Source organism: Pseudomonas sp. LRF_L74, assembly GCF_965644255.1.
GTDB lineage: Bacteria > Pseudomonadota > Gammaproteobacteria > Pseudomonadales > Pseudomonadaceae > Aquipseudomonas.
The window spans coordinates 141,379-161,255 of sequence record NZ_CBFFRH010000006.1 but is presented as its reverse complement, the minus strand read 5'-3'; the positions used below and the strand labels follow the sequence as shown (position 1 = coordinate 161,255).

Sequence of the window (19,877 nt, the reverse complement as noted above, 5' to 3'; positions counted from 1 at the left end):
AGGCTGAAGAACGGCAATCAGCCTCCAGTGCTTTTCAGTCGCAAGCGTCTATTGCGGTATCAGTAACAGTCGGCTGATCCGCCTTTCCTTCACTTCGACCACCGTCAGCCGCCAACCGGCGAACTCGACCACATCGCCGATCACCGGCAAACGATCGAGCAGGCTCATGGCCAAGCCAGAGAGCGTCTGATAATCCTCGGTCGCCTGGGCGCGCAAGCCGGTACGCTCGCGCACCACCGACAGGTTGAGGGCACCGTTGACGCGGAAGCCGCCCTCCACCGTCTCGATATCCGGCCCGTCCACTTCGCTGGCATCCGGCAGCTCGCCGGCAATCGCCTCGAGGATATCGGTCAGCGTCAGCATGCCCTCGAAGCCGCCGAACTCGTTGACCACGAACGCCACGTGCGTCGAGGCCTGGCGCATCTGCTCCAGGGCGCCGAGCACGGCGCAGCTATCGGGCAGGTTGAGCGGACGGCGCAGCAGGCTTTCCAGATCGGGCTGCTCGCCTTTGAGCAACTCCTTGAACAGCTCTTTCTTGTGCACGTAGCCCAAGGGCTCATCGACCTGGCCATCACGGATCACCAGCAGGCGTGAGTACGGCGACTCCAGCAACGCCTGGTGAATCTTTTCCGAGGTGTCACTGAGGTCGATGTGGTGGGTCTCGACCCGGTCGGTCATGACATTCTTGATCGACAGCTCGGCCAGGCCCAGCACGCCACTGATCATCACCCGCTCGCGGCGGTCGAACAGCGCGGCCTGGCCATCGTCGCCATCGAGCATGTCGGCGATGTCCTCGCCCACTTCCGCCGCTTCGTACTTGCCTCCGAGCAGACGCAGCACGGCATGGGCCGTGCGCTCACGCACGCCCCGCTGGCCCCGCAGGTGGCGCTTGCGCTTGAAGCGGGTCAATTGGTTGGCCAGCTCGATGAGAATCGAGAAGCCGATGGCCGCATACAGATAGCCCTTGGGAATGTGGAAGCCCAGGCCTTCGGCGGTCAGGCTGAAGCCGATCATCAGCAAGAAGCCCAGGCACAGCATGATCACCGTCGGGTGGGCGTTGACGAAGCGGGTCAGCGGTTTGCTCGCCACGATCATCAGGCCGATGGAGATGATCACCGCGATCATCATCACTTCCAACTGTTCGACCATGCCCACGGCGGTGATCACCGCGTCCAGGGAAAACACCGCGTCGAGTACGACGATCTGCGCCACCACCGGCCAGAACAGCGCGTAGGTCTTGTTCGCGCCAGCCTGATGGGTGCGCCCTTCCAGGCGTTCGTGCAACTCCATGGTCGCCTTGAACAACAGGAACACACCGCCGAACAACATGATCAGGTCACGCCCGGAAAATGACTTGCCGAACACCTCGAACAGCGGCTCGGTCAGGGTCACCAGCCAGGAAATGCTGGCCAGCAGGCCCAGGCGCATGAGCAAGGCCAGGCTCAGGCCGATCAGCCGCGCGCGGTCGCGCTGATGCGGCGGCAACTTGTCGGCGAGGATGGCGATGAACACGAGGTTGTCGATGCCCAGGACGATTTCCAGGACGATCAGGGTCAGCAGGCCAAGCCATGCCGTGGGATCGAGAAGCCACTCCATGTCAGTGGCGCCTCGGCGAGCGGGAGGATGGAACGGGGAAAAGGGCCAAGGTCGGCCGGCAACAGTCGCTGTCCATGAGGTTCGATCAGAGAAAAGGGACGTCCATGCTAAGGGCAATCCCCGGATGGACTCAGCGCTAAAGCGTTACCAATTCTTAACGCTGTCCGCCGCCAGCCACAGCCGTTACCAGTAATTCTCCACCGCCACCGCACCGGGGCGGCGACTGAGGGACAGTTGCATGTCGCGGGTCTTCAGCACCGCGCGGGTGTCTTCGATCATCTGCGGATTGCCGCACAACATGACCCGTGAGTGTTCCGGGGTGAGTTGCAGACCGGCGGCGCGCTCCAGCTCGCCATTCTCGATCAGCGTGGTGACCCGTGCATTCAACGCCCCGGGAACCTGCTCGCGCGTGACCACCGGCACATAGACCAGCTTGCTCCCCGCGCCTTCCAGCCACTCGCGCTGCGGCAGCTCGGCGATCAGTTCCTGATAGGCCAGCTCGCCAGCGTCACGGGCGCTGTAGACCAGCACGATGCGTTCGAAGCGCTGCCACGCCTCCAGGTCCTGGAGGATCGACAGGAACGGCGCCAGGCCGGTGCCGGTGCCGATCAGCCACAGGTCGCGGCCATCGGGGAAACGGTCGAGGGTGAGGTAGCCGAAGGCCTGCTTGTCGACCAGCAGTTCGTCGCCGACCTGCAGGCGGCTCAGCTCGCTGGTGAATTCCCCGTCCGGCACGACGATGGAGAAAAACTCGAGGTAATCGTCATGCGGCGCCGAGAGCATCGAATAGGCGCGCCAGACGATACTGCCATCGGCCTTGCGCACGCCGAGACGGGCGAACTGGCCGGCACGGAAACGATAACCCGCGTCGCGGGTGCAGCGCAGGCTGAACAGGCTGGGCGACCAGACGCGAATATCGGTGAGGGTCTGGCGGGTGAACTTCTCGTCGCTGCTGGCCATGCCGGGCCTCCGTCGTTTCGGGGGCGCTAGTGTCGCCGAAAGCGACGTCCAGAAACACCCGTGGCCATTGCGCCAATTATCCAGGCAAGCGCCGGGCACTGGCAGCGCCCGACGCCGACCGGGCTGCCACGGGCTCCGGACAGACGCGGTTCAGGCCTTGTGCAACAGGTCCAGGGCGACGTCGACGATCATGTCCTCCTGGCCACCGACCATCCGTCGCTTGCCCAACTCGACGAGGATATCCAGCGTTTTCAGGCCATAGCGGGCCGCCGCCCGTTCAGCATGGCGCAGGAAGCTGGAGTAGACCCCGGCATAGCCCAGGCCAAGGGTTTCCCGATCAACCCGGACCGGACGGTCCTGCAGCGGACGCACGATATCGTCGGCGGCGTCCATCAGGGCGTAGAGCGCGCAGCCATGGTTCCAGCCCAGGCGCTCGGCGGCGGCGATGAACACTTCCAGCGGTGCATTGCCGGCTCCCGCCCCCATGCCGGCGAGGCTGGCGTCGATACGGTCGCAACCTTCCTCCACCGCGACGATGGAGTTGGCCACGCCCAGCGACAGGTTGTGATGGGCATGCATGCCCGTCTGGGTTTCGGGCTCTAGGATCGCCTTGAACGCGCGCATGCGGTCACGGATATCGTTCATGTTCATGGCGCCACCGGAGTCGGCCATATAAATGCACTGGGCACCATAGCGCTCCATCAGCTTGCCCTGCTCGGCGAGTTTCTCGGCCGGGATCATGTGGCTCATCATCAGGAATCCGACGGTGTCCATGCCCAGTTCGCGGGCGTATTCGATATGTTGCCGCGCGACATCGGCCTCGGTGCAGTGCGTGGCCACACGGACTACCCGTGCGCCAGCGTCGTAGGCGGCCTTGAGGTCGTGTACCGTACCGATGCCAGGCAACAACAAGGTGGCGATCCGCGCATGGCTGACCACATCGGCCACCGCCTCGATGTACTCCAGGTCCGAGTGACGGGCGAAGCCGTAGTTGAAGCTCGAACCTTGCAGGCCATCACCATGGGCGACCTCGATCGAGTCAACCCGCGCCTTGTCCAGCGCGCGCGCAATGTCACGGGCATGGTCCAGCGTGTACTGGTGCCGAATGGCATGGCTGCCGTCGCGCAGGGTCACGTCGGAGATGTAGATTTTCTTGCCGTTCATAACTGCGCTCCTCAGCCGTTGATCATCGACACGGCCATGCGCTCGGCGGTGGCCAGCGCGGCGGAGGTCATGATGTCGAGATTACCGGCGTAGGCCGGCAGGTAATGGGCGGCGCCCTCCACTTCGAGAAACACCGAAGTCTTCAGGCCGCTGAAGCGACCGTGGCCGGGAATACTCAGTGGCGCAGAGGCGGGAATCTCTTCGAACTGCACCTGCTGCTTGAGGCGATAACCTGGCACGTAGGACTGCACGGCGGCGGCCATCTCCTCGATGGATGCACGCACCCGCTCCTGGTCTGCCGGCGCCGATAGCACGAACACCGTGTCGCGCATCATCAACGGCGGCTCGGCCGGGTTCATGACGATGATCGCCTTGCCCTTGGCCGCACCGCCGATCACTTCGATGGCCTTGCTGGTGGTTTCGGTGAACTCGTCGATATTTGCGCGAGTACCAGGGCCAGCCGACTTCGAGGCGATGGAGGCGACGATCTCGGCGTAATGCACCGGCGCCACCCGGGAGACCGCGGCGACCATGGGTATGGTCGCCTGGCCGCCACAGGTAACCATATTGACGTTGGTCTTGCCCAGGTGCTCTTCGAGGTTGACCACGGGCACGCAGTACGGGCCGATCGCCGCCGGTGTCAGGTCGATCAGGCGGATACCGGGACGGACCTGGCGCAGGAAGGCGTCGTTGTGCACGTGAGCGCCTGCCGAGGTGGCATCGAAGACAAAATCGATATCCTGGAAAACGGGCAACCGCACCAATCCCTCGACCCCCTCATGGGTCACCGCCACCCCGAGTCGCGCGGCGCGGGCAAGACCGTCGGACGCCGCATCGATGCCGACCATCGCGCCCATCTCCAGGTGCCTGGCATTGCGCATTACCTTGATCATCAGGTCGCTGCCGATGTTTCCGGACCCGACGATGGCGACTTTCAGCTTTCTACTCATGCATCTGCTCCAGATCGACTCAGGACGCCTGACCGAGCGCATTGCCGCGTTCACTCAGGGTCTTCTTTTCCAGTTGGGTGTAAACGATGTAGGTAAGCAGTACGCCGCTGATCATCACCGCCGAGAGGAAATACAGGCCGGAGGCCAGGCTGCCGGTGTATGCCTTCAACGCCCCGATACCGAACGGTCCGATATAGCCGCCAAGGTTGCCGAACGAATTGATCAGGGCAATGCCCGCCGCCGCGCTGGCGCCACTGAGAAAGCGGCCAGGCAGAACCCAGAAGATCGCGGTCACCGAGAACAGGCTGAAGCCGGTCAGGCACAACGCCAGCAGTTGCAGCAGCGGAGCGCCCAGCCAGGCGCTGAGGAACAGCCCTGCCGCGCCGAGCACGTAAAGCACGGTGAGGTGGCCGTAGCGATCATTGAGGCGGTCGGAACTGCGCGGAATCAGCAGCAGGCCGATCACGCCGAAGACATAGGGGATCGCGGAGATGAACCCGGTCGTCAGGTCGCTGCCACCGAACTGATGGACCAGCGTCGGCAGCCACAGGCCGAGGCCATAGGTGCTCAGCGTGCTCGGCAGATACAACAAGGCGAGCAGTAGCACACGGCGATCGGCCAGGGCACGCAGCGGATTGGCGTGTTCGGTCTGCCCATATTCCTGGCGATCCCGGTCCAGTTCGGCGAGCAGCCACTTGCGGTCGTTGTCGGCCAGCCAGCGCGCGTCATGCGGGGTATCGGGCAACAGGATGAGCGTCGGCCAGGCGAGCAGTACCGCAGGCAGGCCGATGGTGATGAACAGCCACTGCCAGCCATGCAGCCCGGCCATGCCATCCATGCCGAGCAGGGCCCCTGACAGCGGGCCGGTGACCATCAGCGCAATCGGCTGCGAGAGGATGAAGAACCCCAGCACCTTGCCGCGATGACGTACCGGGTACCAGCGGGTGATGTAGTACAGCACGCCAGGGAAGAACCCAGCCTCCGCCGCGCCGAGCAGGAAGCGCATGACATAGAAGCTGTAGGCGCCCTGGACGAACGCCATGCCGATGGTGATCAGGCCCCATGTAATCAGAATGCGGGCGAACCAGCGACGTGCGCCGAAGCGTTCGAGCAGCAGGTTGCTAGGCACCTCAAAGATGAAATAGCCGATGAAGAACAGGCCGGCGCCGAAACCGTAGGCCATGTCGCTGATGCCCAGGTCGGCATTCATGTGCAACTTGGCGAAGCCCACGGCGGAGCGGTCAATGAAGGCGACGAGATAAAGCAGGATCAGGAAGGGGATCAGCCTGAGCGTAAGCGTGCGAATGATCCGAGTGTCCGGATTCATGGCGGTCTCCACAGTTGTTTTTGTTATGGAACGGTTGCCTGGTGGTGCCTGGGTCGGGTGCCGTTGGCATCATGCCAAGTCAGCCAGACAATAAAGTATTACTTTTTACCGTGCAACTCTTTAAAAACCACTTTAATAGCGGTAGATTCAGCGCGTCACTATCAAATTAGTAATACAATAAGAGTTGACCGCGCCATGACTGACCAAAAAAACCCGCTTCGCTCCGCGCAATGGTTCGGTACCGCCGACAAGAACGGCTTCATGTACCGCAGCTGGATGAAGAACCAGGGCATCCCGGACCATGAATTCCAGGGCAAGCCGATCATCGGCATCTGTAACACCTGGTCAGAGCTCACACCGTGTAATGCCCACTTCCGCAAGATCGCCGAACACGTGAAGAAAGGTGTGCTGGAAGCCGGCGGTTTTCCCGTCGAATTCCCGGTGTTTTCCAGCGGCGAGTCCAACCTGCGCCCCACCGCCATGCTGACCCGCAACCTGGCGAGCATGGATGTCGAGGAGGCCATTCGCGGCAACCCGGTGGATGCCGTGGTGCTGCTCACCGGCTGCGACAAGACCACGCCAGCCCTGCTGATGGGGGCCGCCAGTTGCGACGTGCCGGCGATCGTGGTCACCGGCGGGCCGATGCTCAACGGCAAGCACAAGGGCAAGGACATCGGCTCCGGCACCGTCGTCTGGCAAATGCATGAAGCTTACAAGGGCGGCCAGATCAGCCTGGACGAATTCCTCAGCGCCGAAGCCGGCATGTCCCGCTCGGCCGGCACCTGCAACACCATGGGCACGGCCTCGACCATGGCCTGCATGGCCGAGGCGCTGGGCACCTCGCTGCCGCACAACGCGGCGATCCCGGCGGTGGACTCGCGCCGCTACGTGCTCGCCCACCTGTCCGGCATGCGCATCGTCGACATGGTCCACGAAGACCTGCGCCTGTCGAAGATCCTGACCAAGGCCGCCTTCGAGAACGCGATCAGGATCAACGCCGCCATCGGTGGCTCGACCAACGCGGTGATCCATCTCAAGGCCATCGCCGGACGCATCGGTGTCGAACTCGACCTGGAAGACTGGACCCGAATCGGCAAGGGCACGCCAACCATCGTCGACCTGCAACCCTCCGGGCGCTTCCTCATGGAGGAGTTCTATTACGCCGGCGGTTTGCCCGCCGTGATCCGTCGCCTCGGCGAAGGCGGCCTGCTGCCCAACCCACAGGCCCTGACCGCCAACGGCAAGAGCATCTGGGCCAACTGCCAGGCTTCGCCGCAATATGACGACGAGGTGGTGCGGACCCTCGACAATCCATTGATCGCCGATGGTGGCCTGTGCATCCTGCGCGGCAACCTGTCGCCGCGCGGCGCGGTGATCAAGCCCTCTGCCGCGACCCCGGCGCTGATGCAGCATCGCGGTCGTGCCGTGGTGTTCGAGAACTTCGACGACTACAAGGCGCGGATCGCCGATCCGCACCTGGACGTCGACGAAACCTGCGTGCTGGTGCTGAAGAACGCCGGACCCAAGGGTTATCCGGGCATGGCCGAAGTCGGCAACATGGGCCTGCCGCCCAAGGTTCTGGCCAAGGGCATCACCGACATGGTGCGCATTTCCGACGCCCGCATGAGCGGCACCGCCTACGGTACCGTCGTCCTGCACGTCGCCCCGGAAGCCGCCGCCGGCGGCCCACTCGCCGCCGTGCGCAACGGCGACTTCATCGAACTCGACTGCGCCAACGGCCGCCTGCACCTGGACATCAGCGACCAGGAGCTGGCCGGGCGCCTGGCCGACCTGCAAGCGGATACCAGCGCGAAGATTTTCGACAGTGGTTACGCACGCCTGTATGTCGACCACGTGCTACAGGCCGACCAGGGTTGCGACTTCGACTTTCTGGTCGGCTGCCGCGGCTCCGCCGTGCCTCGCCATTCGCATTGATCCCTTTGGCGCCTGACCGCGCCCGCTCATTCGATACCGGGGCGGCAATGCTGCCCCCCACCACCACTCGGGCGTCGGATGCCCACGCTCGCCAACCGCAAGACCGGGAGTACAACAATAATGACCCGTACCGCCACGCACCTGACCACCTGCCTGCTGGCCACCATCAGCCTGCCCGCACTGGCCGATGACGCCGGCTTCTTCGAAGGCGCCAGCGCCAGCCTCGACACGCGCAACTTCTACTTCAATCGCGACTTCCGCCAGGCCGGCGCCAGCCAGTCCAGGCAGGAGGAATGGGCCCAGGGCTTCATGCTCAAGGCGCAGTCCGGCTATACCCCGGGCCCGGTCGGCTTCGGCCTGGACCTGGTCGGCATGCTCGGGGTCAAGCTCGACAGCGGTGCCGGGCGCGCCAACAGCGGCTTGCTGCCGACCCACGACGACGGGCATGGCGCGGACGAATTCTCACGCCTGGGCGCGGTGGCCAAGGTCAGGCTCTCCCAGACAGAGCTGAAGGTCGGCGAACTGTTCCCGGAGTTGCCGATCCTGCTGCGCAACGATGCCCGCCTGTTGCCGCAGAGCTACCAGGGCGGCATGCTCACCTCGCGTGAAATCGACGGCCTGACCCTGCACGGCGGCCAGTTCCGCTCCGCCAGCCAACGCAACTCCACGGACGATGCCGACCTCGCCGCCGAAGGCCTGAGCGGCTTTACCTCGGACCGTTTCAACTACGCTGGCGCTGAATATCGCTTCAACGCCGAACGGACCCTGGTCGGTATCTGGCAGTCCCAACTCAAGGACATCTACCGGCAGCGCTACTACAACCTCACGCACAAACAGCAGTTCGGCGACTGGACGCTGACCGCCAACCTGGGCCTGTTCACCGGTGAAGAAGACGGCAGTGCCCAAGCGGGCGACCTGGACAACAGATCGCTGACCAGCCTGTTGTCCATCGCCCACGGTGGTCACACCCTCCATGCCGGCTACCAGCGCATGTACGGCGATGACGGCGCCCTGCTGCTCAGCGGCGCCAGCACGCCGCTGGTCAACGATATCCAGGTGCGCAACTTCATCCTCGCCGGTGAGCGCTCCTGGCAATTACGCTACGACTACAACTTCGCCGCAGCCGGCATTCCCGGCCTGACCGCCTTCGCCCGCTACGTGCGCGGCAGCGATGTGGAACTGAGCGGCGCCACCACAGGGCACGAGTGGGAGCGCAATCTCGATGTCACCTACACCGTGCAGAGCGGACCGCTGAAGAACCTCGCACTGCGCTGGCGCAACGCGATGGTGCGCTCCAGTTTCGGCGCCGATATCGACGAGAACCGGCTGATCATCGCCTACACCCTGCCGCTGAAATGAGCAACGGTGGCCGGCCTGGGTCCCGCTCGCCGAATCGGCGCGCCAGCGATGCTATGATGCGCGGCATTTCGTCGGACCTCTGCCGCCCCCATGGATTACCAGAAACCCAAGCCCCGCAAGAGCATGCATGCCCGGATCGTCCAGGAGCTGGGCATGCACATCGTCTCCGGCCGTTTCAAGCCCGAAGAGAAGCTGCCGCTGGAAGCCAGCCTGTGCGAGGAGTACCAGGTCAGCCGGCCGGTGCTGCGCGAAGCCACCCGGGTGCTGGCCGCCAAGGGCCTGGTCTATGCCAAGCCTCGGGTCGGCACCCTGGTGCGCTCGCGCCGGGAATGGCACCTGCTCGATCCCGACGTCCTCTATTGGCTGGTGCAATCCACCCCGCAGAGCGAATTCTTCAACACCCTGGCCGGTGTGCGGCGCATCCTCGAGCCGGAAATCGCCGCGATGGCCGCCACCACCGCCACCGATGCGGACATCGCGGCCATCGAAGCGGCCTATGTGCGCATGGAGAAAGCGCAAACCCGCCAGGAGTTGCTGCAACCGGACCTGGACTTCCATCGGGCCATCGCCGAAGCCACCCACAACGACCTGCTCGCCTATATGTGCAACATGCTCTCGTTGCCGCTGAGCGAATCGATCAACGTCACCAACCTGCGGCCCAATACCCAGGCCCTCAGCCTGCCGCGGCACAAAGCCATTCTCACCGCGATCAAAAACCGCGACGCCCTCGGCGCGCGCCATGCGTCGCTGGTCCAGCTCGACGACACGCGCATGGCCCTCGATACGGTGATGAACGAACTGACACCGTTGTAGCGGCCCGCCATGCGGGCCGTCCCCATTCATTCCGAAGGAGCCCGTGATGACACTGCCCGCCACCGACACCAGCCGTGCGCCCCTGCCCGTCGCCCTGTGCGAAGCGCTGAGCGCACGCCTCGGCGAACGCTTCAGCACTTCGCTCGCGATGCGTGAGCACCACGGCCGCGACGAATCGCTCTACGACCCGCTACCGCCCGATGCCGTGGCCTTCGCCAATGACCAGGACGATATCGTCGCGATCCTGCGCCTGTGCCACCAGCACCGTGTACCAGTAATCCCCTACGGCAGCGGCTCCTCCCTGGAAGGCCACCTGCTGGCGGTCAACGGCGGCCTCAGCCTGGATGTATCGCGGATGGACCAGGTCATCGATTTCGTCCCCGAAGACCTCAGCATCACCGTGCAGCCCGGCATCACGCGCAAGGCCCTCAACGAGTACCTGCGCGCCAGCGGCCTGTTCTTCCCGATCGACCCCGGCGCCGACGCCAGCATCGGCGGCATGTGCGCCACTCGCGCCTCGGGCACCAACGCGGTGCGCTACGGCACCATGCGTGAAAACGTGCTCGCGCTGACCGCCATCCTGGCCGACGGGCGCGTGGTGAAGACCGGCTCGCGGGCAAAGAAATCCTCCGCCGGCTATGACCTGGCGCGCCTGTTCATCGGCAGCGAAGGCACCCTCGGGGTGATCAGCGAAATCACTCTCAAGCTACACCCGCAACCGGAGGCGACCTGCGCAGCCGTGTGCAGCTTCGCCTCGGTAGAGGGCGCCGTGCAAACGGTGATCGAGACCATCCAGCTGGGTATTCCGGTGGCCCGCGCCGAACTGGTCGACGCCCTGGCGATTCAGGCCATGAACCGCTACTTCAAGCTGACCCTGCACGAAACGCCGACTCTTTTCCTGGAGTTCCATGGCAATGAACACAGCGTTGCCGAACAGGCCGCCAGCGTGCAGGAACTGGCCGACGGCAATGGTGGCAGCGGCTTCCAGTGGGCAACCCGGCAGGAGGAACGCAACCGCCTGTGGAGCGCCCGGCACAATGCCCTGTTCGCCTTCCTGCAACTGAAACCTGGCTGCCGCGCCTCGTCCACCGACGTCTGCGTGCCGATCTCGCGACTGGCCGAATGTGTTCTGGGCACCCAGGAAGACTTGCGCCAGTCATCGTTGCCAGCCCCGATCTTCGGCCATGTAGGCGACGGCAACTTCCACGTCTGCCTGCTGCTCGACCCCAATGATCCGGCCGAAGTCGCAGAGTCCGAACGGATGAACCGCCTGATCGTCCAGCGCGCCCTGGCCGCCGGCGGCACCTGCAGCGGCGAACACGGCATCGGCCTGCACAAGATCGGCTACCTGCTGGAGGAACACGGCGAGGTGGCGGTCGATGTGATGCGGGCGATCAAACACACGCTCGATCCGCACAACCTGATGAACCCGGGGAAAATCTTCAGCTTCCAGGCTTGAAGCGTGGGCAAACGCTAATCGGCGCTTCGCCGGCAAGGCGCCTGCTCCCAGGTAGTGCGGCGTCATCCACCGCCGCTACGGACTACACCGGCTCGCGGCTGCTGGAACCGTTCAGCAGCCGGACGATGCCCAGTGGGTTGGCGTTCTTCAGCGCATCCGGCAGCAGCGCATCCGGGTAGTTCTGGTAGCACACCGGGCGTAGAAAGCGGTCGATGGCCAGGCTGCCGACAGACGTACCACGGGCGTCCGAGGTGGCCGGGTACGGTCCACCGTGCACCATGGCGTCGCACACCTCCACGCCAGTCGGGTAGCCATTGAGCAGCAGACGACCCGCTTTCTGTTCGAGCACCGGCACCAGGTCGGCGAATGCAGCCAGGTCGGCCGGCTCGGCGATCAGGGTGGCGGTGAGCTGACCGTGCAGGCCATGCAACGCCTCGATCAGTTCAGCCTTGTCGGCGACTTCGATGACGACGGTGGTGGGGCCGAAGACCTCTTCCTGCAGCAGTTCGTCGCCGTTCAACAGCAGGCTGACATCGGCCTGGAACAACTGCGGCCTGGCCTGGCTGCCTTCCTGGTTCTGCCCGGCCAGGTGCTTGACGCCCGGGTGGGCGTGCAGCGCGGCCAGGCCTTTCGCGTAGCTCTTCAGGGTGCCGGCATTGAGCATGGTTTGCGGCACCTGGTCGGCCATGCGCGCCGACAGGCTATCGAGGAACTGGCTGAACGGCGCGGAACGGATACCGATCACCAGGCCCGGATTGGTGCAGAACTGGCCGCAGCCCATCACCACCGAACCCGCCAGCTCGCCGGCGACCTGCTCGCCGCGCTGCTTGAGCGCTTCAGGCAAGACCAGCACCGGGTTGATGCTGGACATCTCGGCGAATACCGGGATCGGCTGCGCACGCGCCGCCGCCATGTCGCACAGGGCGCGGCCGCCACGCAGCGAGCCGGTGAAGCCGACCGCCTGGATCGCCGGGTGCTTGACCAGGGCTTCACCGACGCCAGCGCCGTAGATCATGTTGAACACGCCGACCGGCATGCCGGTTTTCTCGGCGGCGCGGATGATCGCGTCGGCCACGTATTCGGCAGTCGCCATGTGCCCGCTGTGGGCCTTGAACACCACCGGGCAGCCGGCAGCCAGCGCCGCGGCGGTGTCACCACCGGCGGTGGAGAAAGCCAGGGGGAAATTGCTGGCACCGAACACCGCAACCGGACCGACGCCCAGGCGCACCTGGCGCAGATCGACGCGCGGCAGCGGCTGGCGCTCGGGCAATGCCGTATCGATGCGCGCGCCGTAGAAATCACCACGGCGCAGGACATTGGCGAACAGGCGCATCTGGCCGCTGGTGCGGCCACGCTCGCCCTGAATGCGTGCAGTAGGCAGCGCCGTCTCACGGACCACCAGGGCCACGAATTCGGCGTCCAGCGCATCCAGTTCATCAGCCACGGCATCGAGGAATTCGGCGCGCCGGCCCGCGGGCAACGCCCGATAGCGCGGATAAGCCGCCGCCGCGGCCACGGCCGCGGCGTCCACCTCGTCGGGCGTCGCCTGGAAGAAGTCATACGGCAGCCGTTCACCCGTGCTGGCATCGTAGCTGTGGATAATCGTGCGGCCTTCGGCGCTACGACGCCCTGCCACGTAGTTCTTTCCGCAAATATTCATATCCTCACTCCTCACTCTCGGTAGGGCTCATGCTGCTCGCGTAGAAAGCGCTCATCTCACAGGCGACGAAGCCCGCTCAGGTGATCGCACCGATCTGCCAGGGCACGAACTCGTTCTGGCCGTAGCCATGCCGTTCGCTCTTGCTGCGCTCGCCCGAAGCGACACGCAGCATCAGTTCGAAGATGTGCGCGCCGCGCTCTTCGATGGTCGTGCTGCCGTCGGCGATGCCTCCGCAGTTCACGTCCATGTCTTCTTCCTGGGTCTCGAACAGGCGGTTGTTGGTAGCCAGCTTGATCGCCGGCGACGGCGCACAGCCGTAGGCCGAACCGCGTCCCGTGGTGAAGGCGATCAGGTTGGCGCCGCCCGCGACCTGCCCGGTGGCGGAGATCGGGTCGTAGCCAGGGGTATCCATGAACACCAGCCCGCGGGCGGTCACCGCCTCGGCATATTCATAGACATCCACCAGGTTGGTGGAACCGGCCTTGGCCACCGCGCCGAGCGACTTCTCGAGAATGGTGGTCAGGCCACCCGCCTTGTTGCCGGCCGACGGGTTGTTGTTCAGCTCGGCGTTCATCCGTGCGCAATATGCTTCCCACCAGTGGATGCGCTTGATCAGTTTTTCGCCAACGTGCTGGCTGACCGCGCGGCGGGTCAGCAGGTGTTCGGCGCCGTAGACCTCCGGGGTCTCCGAGAGGATCGCCGTGCCACCGGCGGCGACCAGGCGATCCACCGCGTTACCCAATGCCGGGTTGGCGGTGATACCGGAGTAGCCGTCGGAACCGCCACACTGCAGGCCGACGATCAGGTGCCTGGCGCTCACCGGCTCGCGCCGCACCTGGTTGGCCTCGCCCAGCAACGACTTGACCTGGGCGATGCCACTGGCAATGGTCTTCGACGTGCCGCCGGTGCCCTGGATGGTGAAGGTGCGCAGCTGATTGCCGGCAGCCAGGCCGCGGGCCTTGAGCAGGTCTTCGATCTGGTTGGTTTCGCAACCGAGGCCGATCATCAGCACGGCATGGAAGTTGGCATGGACCGCGTAGCCGCCAAGGGTGCGTTGCAGCATCGCCAGGGCTTCGCCACCCGGATCGACCGCGCAACCGACCCCATGGGTCAGCGCCACTACGCCATCGACGTTGGCGTAAGGCGCCAGCGCCTCGGGATGGATATCGCGGCGGAAATGGTCGGCGATGGCACGCGCCACCGTGGCCGAGCAGTTCACCGAGGTGAGGATGCCGATGTAGTTGCGCGTGGCGACGCGACCGTCGGCGCGGACGATGCCCTGGAAGGTGGCTTCGCTGCATGGCGTTTCGCGGGCATCGACGCCAAAGGCGTAGTCGCGGGAAAAGTCGCCCATCTCGACGTTGTGTACGTGGACATGATCGCCGACTTCGATCAGCTGCGAGGCGAAGCCGATGATCTGGCCGTAGCGACGCAGTGGCTCGCCTGCCGCGATGCGCCGGGTAGCGACCTTGTGTCCAGCCGGGATGGCCTGGCGCACGGTAATCCCCTCGGCCTCGATGCGCAGGCCGGCAGTCAGCGGCTGGCGTGCTACCAGCACGTCGTCCAGCGGGTTCAGGCGAATCACGGCGGCAGCGATATTCTGCTCGGCGCCGACCTTGGTTATCAGTTCCATCACGGGTACCTCTTTATCGTTATGGGCGAGCGCCTTCTCGCGCCCGCATCAGACGCTCAGGCGTGGCCACGCTCGCGGTAATCGATCAGGCCGGAGAACAGCACCAGGCCCATGGCCATGGCGACGAAGAAGATCAGCGCCAGGAAATAGGAGCCGGTGAACTGCACGATCAGACCGATCAGGATCGGCACCACCACGCCGGCCATGTTGCCCCAGAAATTCATGCTGCCACCGAGCACCCCGGAGCGTGACTTGCCGCCCAGAATCGCGGGCAGGCACCAGTACATGCCACACCAGCGGATGAAGAACAGGGCGACGCACAGCAGGGCGACCACGGCGGTCGCGTCGGGGGTATAGGCCACGGCCAGGATGCACAATGCGGCGATCAGTGCCGAGCCGCTGAACATGCTGCGCATCACCAGATTCGGCGCGCCACCGGCGGCCTTCCATTTGTCGGCGATGGCGCCGCCGACGATCTCGCCAACGAAACCGCACATGAAAATCAGGAAGGTCGCGCCGCCCATCGCCTTGATATCCATGTCGTGGGCCTTGTGCAGGTAACTCGGCATCCAGGTCATCAGGCCGTAGAACACGCTGTTGTAGCAGGCATAGCCGGCGAACATCGCCAGCACCGAGCGGCTGGCGATCAGCTCGCGCAGTTTCGGCTTGGCTCCGCTCGCGGTGCTGATCGGGTTGCCGCTACGGATATGTTCGAGTTCGAGCGCGTTGACCTTCGGGTGTTCGGCCGGGTTGTTGCGGATGTACCACCAGGCCCAGATACCAACCAGGATGGTGCCGACACCGGCGATCAGGAAGGCGATGCGCCAGGAACCGAACCAGGCGATCAGCCAGGCGGTGAGGATCGCCCCCAGGGCCGTGCCCAGTGGCGCGCCACCGTCGACCAGCGTGGCCCCGCGACCACGCTCGTTGGCCGTCAGCCAGTTGCCGTTGAGTTTGGCGCCGGCCGGCATGATCGGCGACTCGGTGACACCCAGGCCAATGCGGGTCAGCAGCAGCGAGATCCAGCCGGTGGAAGCCGCGCCGAGGGCCTGAAACGCGCCCCAGCCGACCGTGGCCAGGCCAACGATGCCGCGGGCGTTGAAACGGTCGAGCAGCATGCCGCCGGGAATCTGCATCAGGGCGTAGGACCAGAAGAAGGCGCTGAGCATCAGCCCTTCCATCGCCGGGGTCATGCTGAACTCTTCGGAAATCAGCGGCATCGCCACCGACAGCGAGGCACGGTCAATGTAGTTGATCGCCGCCAGCAACAGCAGGATGAGGAAGATGCGCCAGCGTACGGTGGTCGGGCGTTGGGCGTCGGAGAGCGGCACACTCGCCGCCGCCATGGCCTGGGCGTCAGTGGTTTTCATGGGCGTCTCGATTATTGTGGTTGTTGTTCAACGTCGCCGGGGTCGGGCCCGACGAATCATGCGGCCGTCACGGTAGGCCGAGTCCGTATTGCAAACTTAAAGTGCCTTGACCCCGCCCACGGCAAAGCTCGGTTCACGAACCTGCAGCCCATTGACCAGTGGCGCCCCGAACTCGCTCAAGCTGATTTCGAAGCGGTCGCCGGGCTGGGCTTTCACGCCGTCGGCGAACGACAGGGTGGCAGTACCGAAGAAGTGGATATGCACATCGCCGGGACGCAGGAACTGGGCGTACTTGAAATGGTGGAACTCCAGGTTGTCGAAGCTGTGGCACATGTTCTGTTCGCCGGAGATGAACGGCTTTTCCCAGAGCAGCTGTCCATCCCGGACGATACGCGAGGTGCCAGTCAGGTCCGTGGGCAATTCGCCCACCCTCAGCTCCGGGCCGTAGGAGCAGGCCCGCAGCTTGGAATGCGCCAGATACAGGTAACTGCGGCGCTCCATCACATGGTCGGAAAACTCGTTGCCCAGGGCGAAGCCGAGCCGGTACGGCTGGCCGTCCTGACCGATGACGTAGAGCCCCGCCAACTCCGGTTCCTCTCCGGCATCCTCGGCGAAGGACGGTGACGGGAAAGCCGCGCCAGGACGCACCACGATGCCGCCGTCGCCCTTGTAGAACCATTCCGGCTGGGCACCGACCTCCCCCGTGGCCGGCTTGCCGCCGTCGATGCCCCACTGGAACATGCGCAGCGTGTCGGTCATGGTCGACTCGTCCCGGGCCTTCTGCTGGTGCATCTTGTCCCGTGTCGAAGCGCTGCCCAGGTGGGTCAGGCCAGTGCCACTGATCAGGCAATGCGCCGGGTCCTCGTGGTCCAGCGGCGGCAGTACCCGGCCCGCCTCGAGCAACTCGGCGTAATCCGGCCCGGGTAACGTGCCACGGCTCAGCACTTCGTCCTGCAGGCCATGCCCCGCCGCGATGGCGGCCAGCGCCAACTCACGGGTCGAACCGGTGCGCTGTACCACCTGGACGGTATCGCCTTCGATCAGGCCGACCTGACGCTGGCCGTTGGTGTTCTCGAACTGGATCAGACGCATGGCGGATTCGCTCTTGTGTTTATCGATGGCGCCACTTTACGAACAGCCCCACAGGCTGCCTAATGACAACCCCTGATCACGCGATAACTTTCCCTCATCCCCATGATCGCCTCTTTGCCTGCCCTGGTTTCGCGCCTGCGCCTCAAACAACTGCGCCTGCTCATCGCCCTGGATGAACAGGGCTCGCTGCACAAAGCCGCCGAGCAGGTCGCCATCACCCAGCCCGGCGCGACCAAGGCACTCAACGAAATCGAGTCGGCCTTCGGCACGCGCCTGTTCAACCGCACCAGCCAGGGCCTGGAGGCCAACGACCTGGGACGTTGCGCGATCCGCTATGCACGCCTGATCCACACCGACCTGAAACACCTGCGCGAAGAGATGCTCGGCATCCTCCAGGGCCAGGGAGGCCGCCTCGCCGTGGGCAGCGTGATGGGCGCGGTGCCGTTGCTGGTGCGCAGTCTGTCGCGGCTGCGCCAGGCACAGCCGGAACTGTCGGTGGAGATCGTCGAGGACACCAGCGCGCGCCTGCTCGCCCTGATCGACCAGGGCCGCCTCGACCTGGCGATCTGCCGCACCAGCGTCAGCCAGCGCCCGGACGCCTATGACAGTGAGTTGCTCGGCCAGGAGCCCTTGCAGGTGGTGGCGCACCCGGACCATCCGCTGACCGAACTCGCCGCCTTGTCACTTGCCGAACTGGCCGCCTGCCGCTGGATCATCTACCCGGCGAACATGCCGATGCGCTTGGTGCTGGAACGCGAATTCAGCGAGGCCGGGCTGGAGTTTCCACGCTTCCCCATCGAAACCGCGTCGACCTTCACCACCCTGATGCTGCTGCAGGACGATCCACAGACCATCGCCCTGATGCCCCGCGAGGTCGCAGAACATGCTGCCCGCTTCGGCATGCTGGCGATCCTGCCACTGCAACTGCGCTCACGCAGCGAACCCATTTCTGCGATCAAACGCCACGGCTCGCCGCTGTCCGCCCCCGCGCGGTTGCTGCTCGACGAGTTACGCCGCGCCGCGAACAGCTGATCGCCGCGCCACGTGCAGGACGGCCACGACGTGAAGCGATCCGGGACATTTTCCCGCGACATACGTCAAACTTCCCTCTCACCCGCCCACGCCCGCCGACCATGCCCATACTCGATACCCGCACCGCCCGCCTGCTGCCCTGGATCGTCGCCATCGCCTTTTTCATGCAGACGCTGGACGGCACCATCCTCAATACCGCGCTGCCGGCCATGGCCCTGAGCCTGGGTGAAGACCCGCTGCGCATGCAGTCGGTGGTCATCGCCTACATGCTCACCGTGGCCCTGCTGATTCCCGCTTCCGGCTGGCTGGCCGACCGCTTCGGCACGCGGCAGATATTTTTCGGCGCGATCCTGCTGTTCAGCTTCGGCTCGCTGCTCTGCGCCGTGTCCCAGTCGCTGGCCATGCTGGTCATCGCCCGGATCATCCAGGGCCTGGGCGGTGCGTTGATGATGCCGGTGGGGCGCTTGATCGTGCTGCGCGCCTATCCACGGACCGAACTGGTGCGGATCATGAGCTTCATCACCCTGCCCGGCCTGCTCGGCCCGTTGATCGGCCCGACCCTGGGCGGCTGGCTGGTGGAGTACACCAGTTGGCACTGGATCTTCCTCATCAACCTGCCGGTCGGCGCCCTCGGTTGCTGGGCCGCGTTGCGCTTCATGCCCGACCTGCGCGGCGCCGAGCGTACGCGCTTCGATCTGCCCGGTTTCGCCCTGTTCGGCACCGCCATGTTGCTGCTCACCTTGTCCCTGGAGGGCCTTGGCGAACTGCATATGCCCCATGTCCGGGTGATGCTTCTGCTGCTCAGCGGCCTGGCCTGCCTGGCAGCCTATTGGCTGCGGGCCGGACGCACCGAACATGCGCTGTTTCCTCCGCTGCTGTTCCACACCCGCAGCTTCGCCGTCGGCATCCTCGGCAATATCTTCGCCCGCCTGGGCAGTGGCGCGCTGCCGTTCCTGACCCCGTTGCTGCTGCAACTGGGCCTGGGCTACTCGCCGGCCGAGGCCGGCATGGGCATGATTCCCCTGGCGTTGGCGGCGATGGCCATGAAGCCGCTGGCCAAACCGTTGATCGATCGCCTCGGCTACCGTCGCGTGCTCACGGGTAACACCCTGCTGCTCGGGGCACTGATCGCCAGCATGGCACTGGTCGACGGGCAGACCTCGACGCTGCAACTGGCGATCCAGCTGGGCCTGATCGGCGCCTTCAACTCGCTGCAGTTCACCGCGATGAACACCGTGACCCTGATCGACCTCCCCGACCAGCAGGCCAGCAGCGGCAATAGCCTGCTGTCGGTCGTGGTGCAGTTGTCGATCAGCATGGGCATCGCCACCGGTGCGGCGCTGCTTGGCGGCTTCAACCTGGACCGAAGCGAGGTCGACAGCGTACTGGGCGCCTTCCAGGGCACCTACCTGTGCCTCGGCCTGTTGTCGATGATGGCCGCGGCGATCTTTCTCCAGTTATCCGCGGAAAGCGGGCGCAGTGCCCGCCAGGTCAAGGTCGACGTCGAGGAATAAGGCAACAGACGAG

15 protein-coding genes are annotated in these 19,877 nt (G+C 64.9%); 6 read left to right on the top strand and 9 right to left on the bottom strand.

Going from position 1 to position 19,877, the window contains the following annotated elements; genetic code table 11:
* Positions 1-48: 48 nt before the first annotated feature.
* The 5 genes from ACSZPK_RS16575 to ACSZPK_RS16555 form a co-directional block, all read right to left on the bottom strand.
* The gene (locus ACSZPK_RS16575) at positions 49-1,596 is read right to left on the bottom strand and encodes a TerC family protein (RefSeq protein WP_437882574.1); all 1,548 of its coding nucleotides are present in this window, start codon (positions 1,594-1,596) and stop codon (positions 49-51) included.
* A 183-nt stretch (positions 1,597-1,779) separates the two neighbouring features.
* Entirely contained in the window at positions 1,780-2,556 is a 777-nt protein-coding gene (locus tag ACSZPK_RS16570; protein WP_437882573.1) for a ferredoxin--NADP reductase, read from the bottom strand.
* A gap of 150 nt (positions 2,557-2,706) precedes the next feature.
* Entirely contained in the window at positions 2,707-3,720 is a 1,014-nt protein-coding gene (dmpG, locus tag ACSZPK_RS16565; protein WP_437882572.1) for a 4-hydroxy-2-oxovalerate aldolase, read from the bottom strand.
* Positions 3,721-3,731: 11 nt separating this feature from the next.
* The gene (locus tag ACSZPK_RS16560) at positions 3,732-4,670 is read right to left on the bottom strand and encodes an acetaldehyde dehydrogenase (acetylating) (protein ID WP_437882571.1); all 939 of its coding nucleotides are present in this window, start codon (positions 4,668-4,670) and stop codon (positions 3,732-3,734) included.
* Between the two features lie 19 nt (positions 4,671-4,689).
* Positions 4,690-5,997 (bottom strand): MFS transporter, encoded by a 1,308-nt coding sequence (locus ACSZPK_RS16555; protein WP_437882570.1) that lies wholly within the window; start codon positions 5,995-5,997, stop codon positions 4,690-4,692.
* 195 nt (positions 5,998-6,192) lie between these two features.
* Here ACSZPK_RS16555 and ACSZPK_RS16550 point away from each other — a divergent pair, with 195 nt between their 5' ends.
* From ACSZPK_RS16550 to ACSZPK_RS16535, 4 genes are all read left to right on the top strand, one after another.
* Positions 6,193-7,932 carry an IlvD/Edd family dehydratase gene (locus ACSZPK_RS16550; RefSeq protein WP_437882569.1) on the top strand — a complete coding sequence of 580 codons (1,740 nt, stop codon included), beginning with the start codon at positions 6,193-6,195 and terminating at the stop codon, positions 7,930-7,932.
* Positions 7,933-8,052: 120 nt separating this feature from the next.
* Positions 8,053-9,291, top strand: a complete 1,239-nt coding sequence (locus tag ACSZPK_RS16545) for an OprD family porin (RefSeq protein ID WP_437882568.1) — start codon at positions 8,053-8,055, stop codon at positions 9,289-9,291.
* A gap of 90 nt (positions 9,292-9,381) precedes the next feature.
* Complete coding sequence (locus ACSZPK_RS16540; protein ID WP_437882567.1) at positions 9,382-10,104, top strand: FadR/GntR family transcriptional regulator; 723 nt, start codon at positions 9,382-9,384, stop codon at positions 10,102-10,104.
* Positions 10,105-10,150: 46 nt separating this feature from the next.
* The gene (locus ACSZPK_RS16535; protein ID WP_437882566.1) at positions 10,151-11,563 is read left to right on the top strand and encodes an FAD-binding oxidoreductase; all 1,413 of its coding nucleotides are present in this window, start codon (positions 10,151-10,153) and stop codon (positions 11,561-11,563) included.
* Positions 11,564-11,645: 82 nt separating this feature from the next.
* On the opposite strand, the gene ACSZPK_RS16530 is transcribed toward ACSZPK_RS16535, so the two are convergent.
* From ACSZPK_RS16530 to araD1, 4 genes are all read right to left on the bottom strand, one after another.
* Positions 11,646-13,223: an aldehyde dehydrogenase (NADP(+)) gene (locus ACSZPK_RS16530; protein WP_437882565.1), complete on the bottom strand. Its 1,578-nt coding sequence runs from the start codon at positions 13,221-13,223 to the stop codon at positions 11,646-11,648.
* A 76-nt stretch (positions 13,224-13,299) separates the two neighbouring features.
* Positions 13,300-14,856 (bottom strand): UxaA family hydrolase, encoded by a 1,557-nt coding sequence (locus ACSZPK_RS16525; protein WP_437882564.1) that lies wholly within the window; start codon positions 14,854-14,856, stop codon positions 13,300-13,302.
* Between the two features lie 56 nt (positions 14,857-14,912).
* Positions 14,913-16,226 (bottom strand): MFS transporter, encoded by a 1,314-nt coding sequence (locus tag ACSZPK_RS16520; RefSeq protein ID WP_437882563.1) that lies wholly within the window; start codon positions 16,224-16,226, stop codon positions 14,913-14,915.
* A 96-nt stretch (positions 16,227-16,322) separates the two neighbouring features.
* On the bottom strand, positions 16,323-17,318 hold the full coding sequence (araD1, locus tag ACSZPK_RS16515) for an AraD1 family protein (protein ID WP_437882562.1): 996 nt from the start codon (positions 17,316-17,318) through the stop codon (positions 16,323-16,325).
* 102 nt (positions 17,319-17,420) lie between these two features.
* Between araD1 and ACSZPK_RS16510 the strand changes: the two genes are divergently transcribed.
* Both ACSZPK_RS16510 and mdtD read left to right on the top strand, forming a co-directional pair.
* Positions 17,421-18,350 carry a LysR family transcriptional regulator gene (locus tag ACSZPK_RS16510; protein ID WP_437882561.1) on the top strand — a complete coding sequence of 310 codons (930 nt, stop codon included), beginning with the start codon at positions 17,421-17,423 and terminating at the stop codon, positions 18,348-18,350.
* Positions 18,351-18,451: 101 nt separating this feature from the next.
* The gene (gene mdtD / locus ACSZPK_RS16505; protein ID WP_437882560.1) at positions 18,452-19,864 is read left to right on the top strand and encodes a multidrug transporter subunit MdtD; all 1,413 of its coding nucleotides are present in this window, start codon (positions 18,452-18,454) and stop codon (positions 19,862-19,864) included.
* Positions 19,865-19,877 lie beyond the last annotated feature (13 nt).

Excerpts from the sequence above, each read along its gene's own strand:
- ACSZPK_RS16575 (WP_437882574.1), bottom strand. The coding sequence starts at position 1,596 with ATGGAGTGGCTTCTCGATCCCACGGCATGGCTTGGCCTGCTGACCCTG.
- ACSZPK_RS16570 (WP_437882573.1), bottom strand. The coding sequence starts at position 2,556 with ATGGCCAGCAGCGACGAGAAGTTCACCCGCCAGACCCTCACCGATATT.
- dmpG (WP_437882572.1), bottom strand. The coding sequence starts at position 3,720 with ATGAACGGCAAGAAAATCTACATCTCCGACGTGACCCTGCGCGACGGC.
- ACSZPK_RS16560 (WP_437882571.1), bottom strand. The coding sequence starts at position 4,670 with ATGAGTAGAAAGCTGAAAGTCGCCATCGTCGGGTCCGGAAACATCGGC.
- ACSZPK_RS16555 (WP_437882570.1), bottom strand. The coding sequence starts at position 5,997 with ATGAATCCGGACACTCGGATCATTCGCACGCTTACGCTCAGGCTGATC.
- ACSZPK_RS16550 (WP_437882569.1), top strand. The coding sequence starts at position 6,193 with ATGACTGACCAAAAAAACCCGCTTCGCTCCGCGCAATGGTTCGGTACC.
- ACSZPK_RS16545 (WP_437882568.1), top strand. The coding sequence starts at position 8,053 with ATGACCCGTACCGCCACGCACCTGACCACCTGCCTGCTGGCCACCATC.
- ACSZPK_RS16540 (WP_437882567.1), top strand. The coding sequence starts at position 9,382 with ATGGATTACCAGAAACCCAAGCCCCGCAAGAGCATGCATGCCCGGATC.
- ACSZPK_RS16535 (WP_437882566.1), top strand. The coding sequence starts at position 10,151 with ATGACACTGCCCGCCACCGACACCAGCCGTGCGCCCCTGCCCGTCGCC.
- ACSZPK_RS16530 (WP_437882565.1), bottom strand. The coding sequence starts at position 13,223 with ATGAATATTTGCGGAAAGAACTACGTGGCAGGGCGTCGTAGCGCCGAA.
- ACSZPK_RS16525 (WP_437882564.1), bottom strand. The coding sequence starts at position 14,856 with ATGGAACTGATAACCAAGGTCGGCGCCGAGCAGAATATCGCTGCCGCC.
- ACSZPK_RS16520 (WP_437882563.1), bottom strand. The coding sequence starts at position 16,226 with ATGAAAACCACTGACGCCCAGGCCATGGCGGCGGCGAGTGTGCCGCTC.
- araD1 (WP_437882562.1), bottom strand. The coding sequence starts at position 17,318 with ATGCGTCTGATCCAGTTCGAGAACACCAACGGCCAGCGTCAGGTCGGC.
- ACSZPK_RS16510 (WP_437882561.1), top strand. The coding sequence starts at position 17,421 with ATGATCGCCTCTTTGCCTGCCCTGGTTTCGCGCCTGCGCCTCAAACAA.
- mdtD (WP_437882560.1), top strand. The coding sequence starts at position 18,452 with ATGCCCATACTCGATACCCGCACCGCCCGCCTGCTGCCCTGGATCGTC.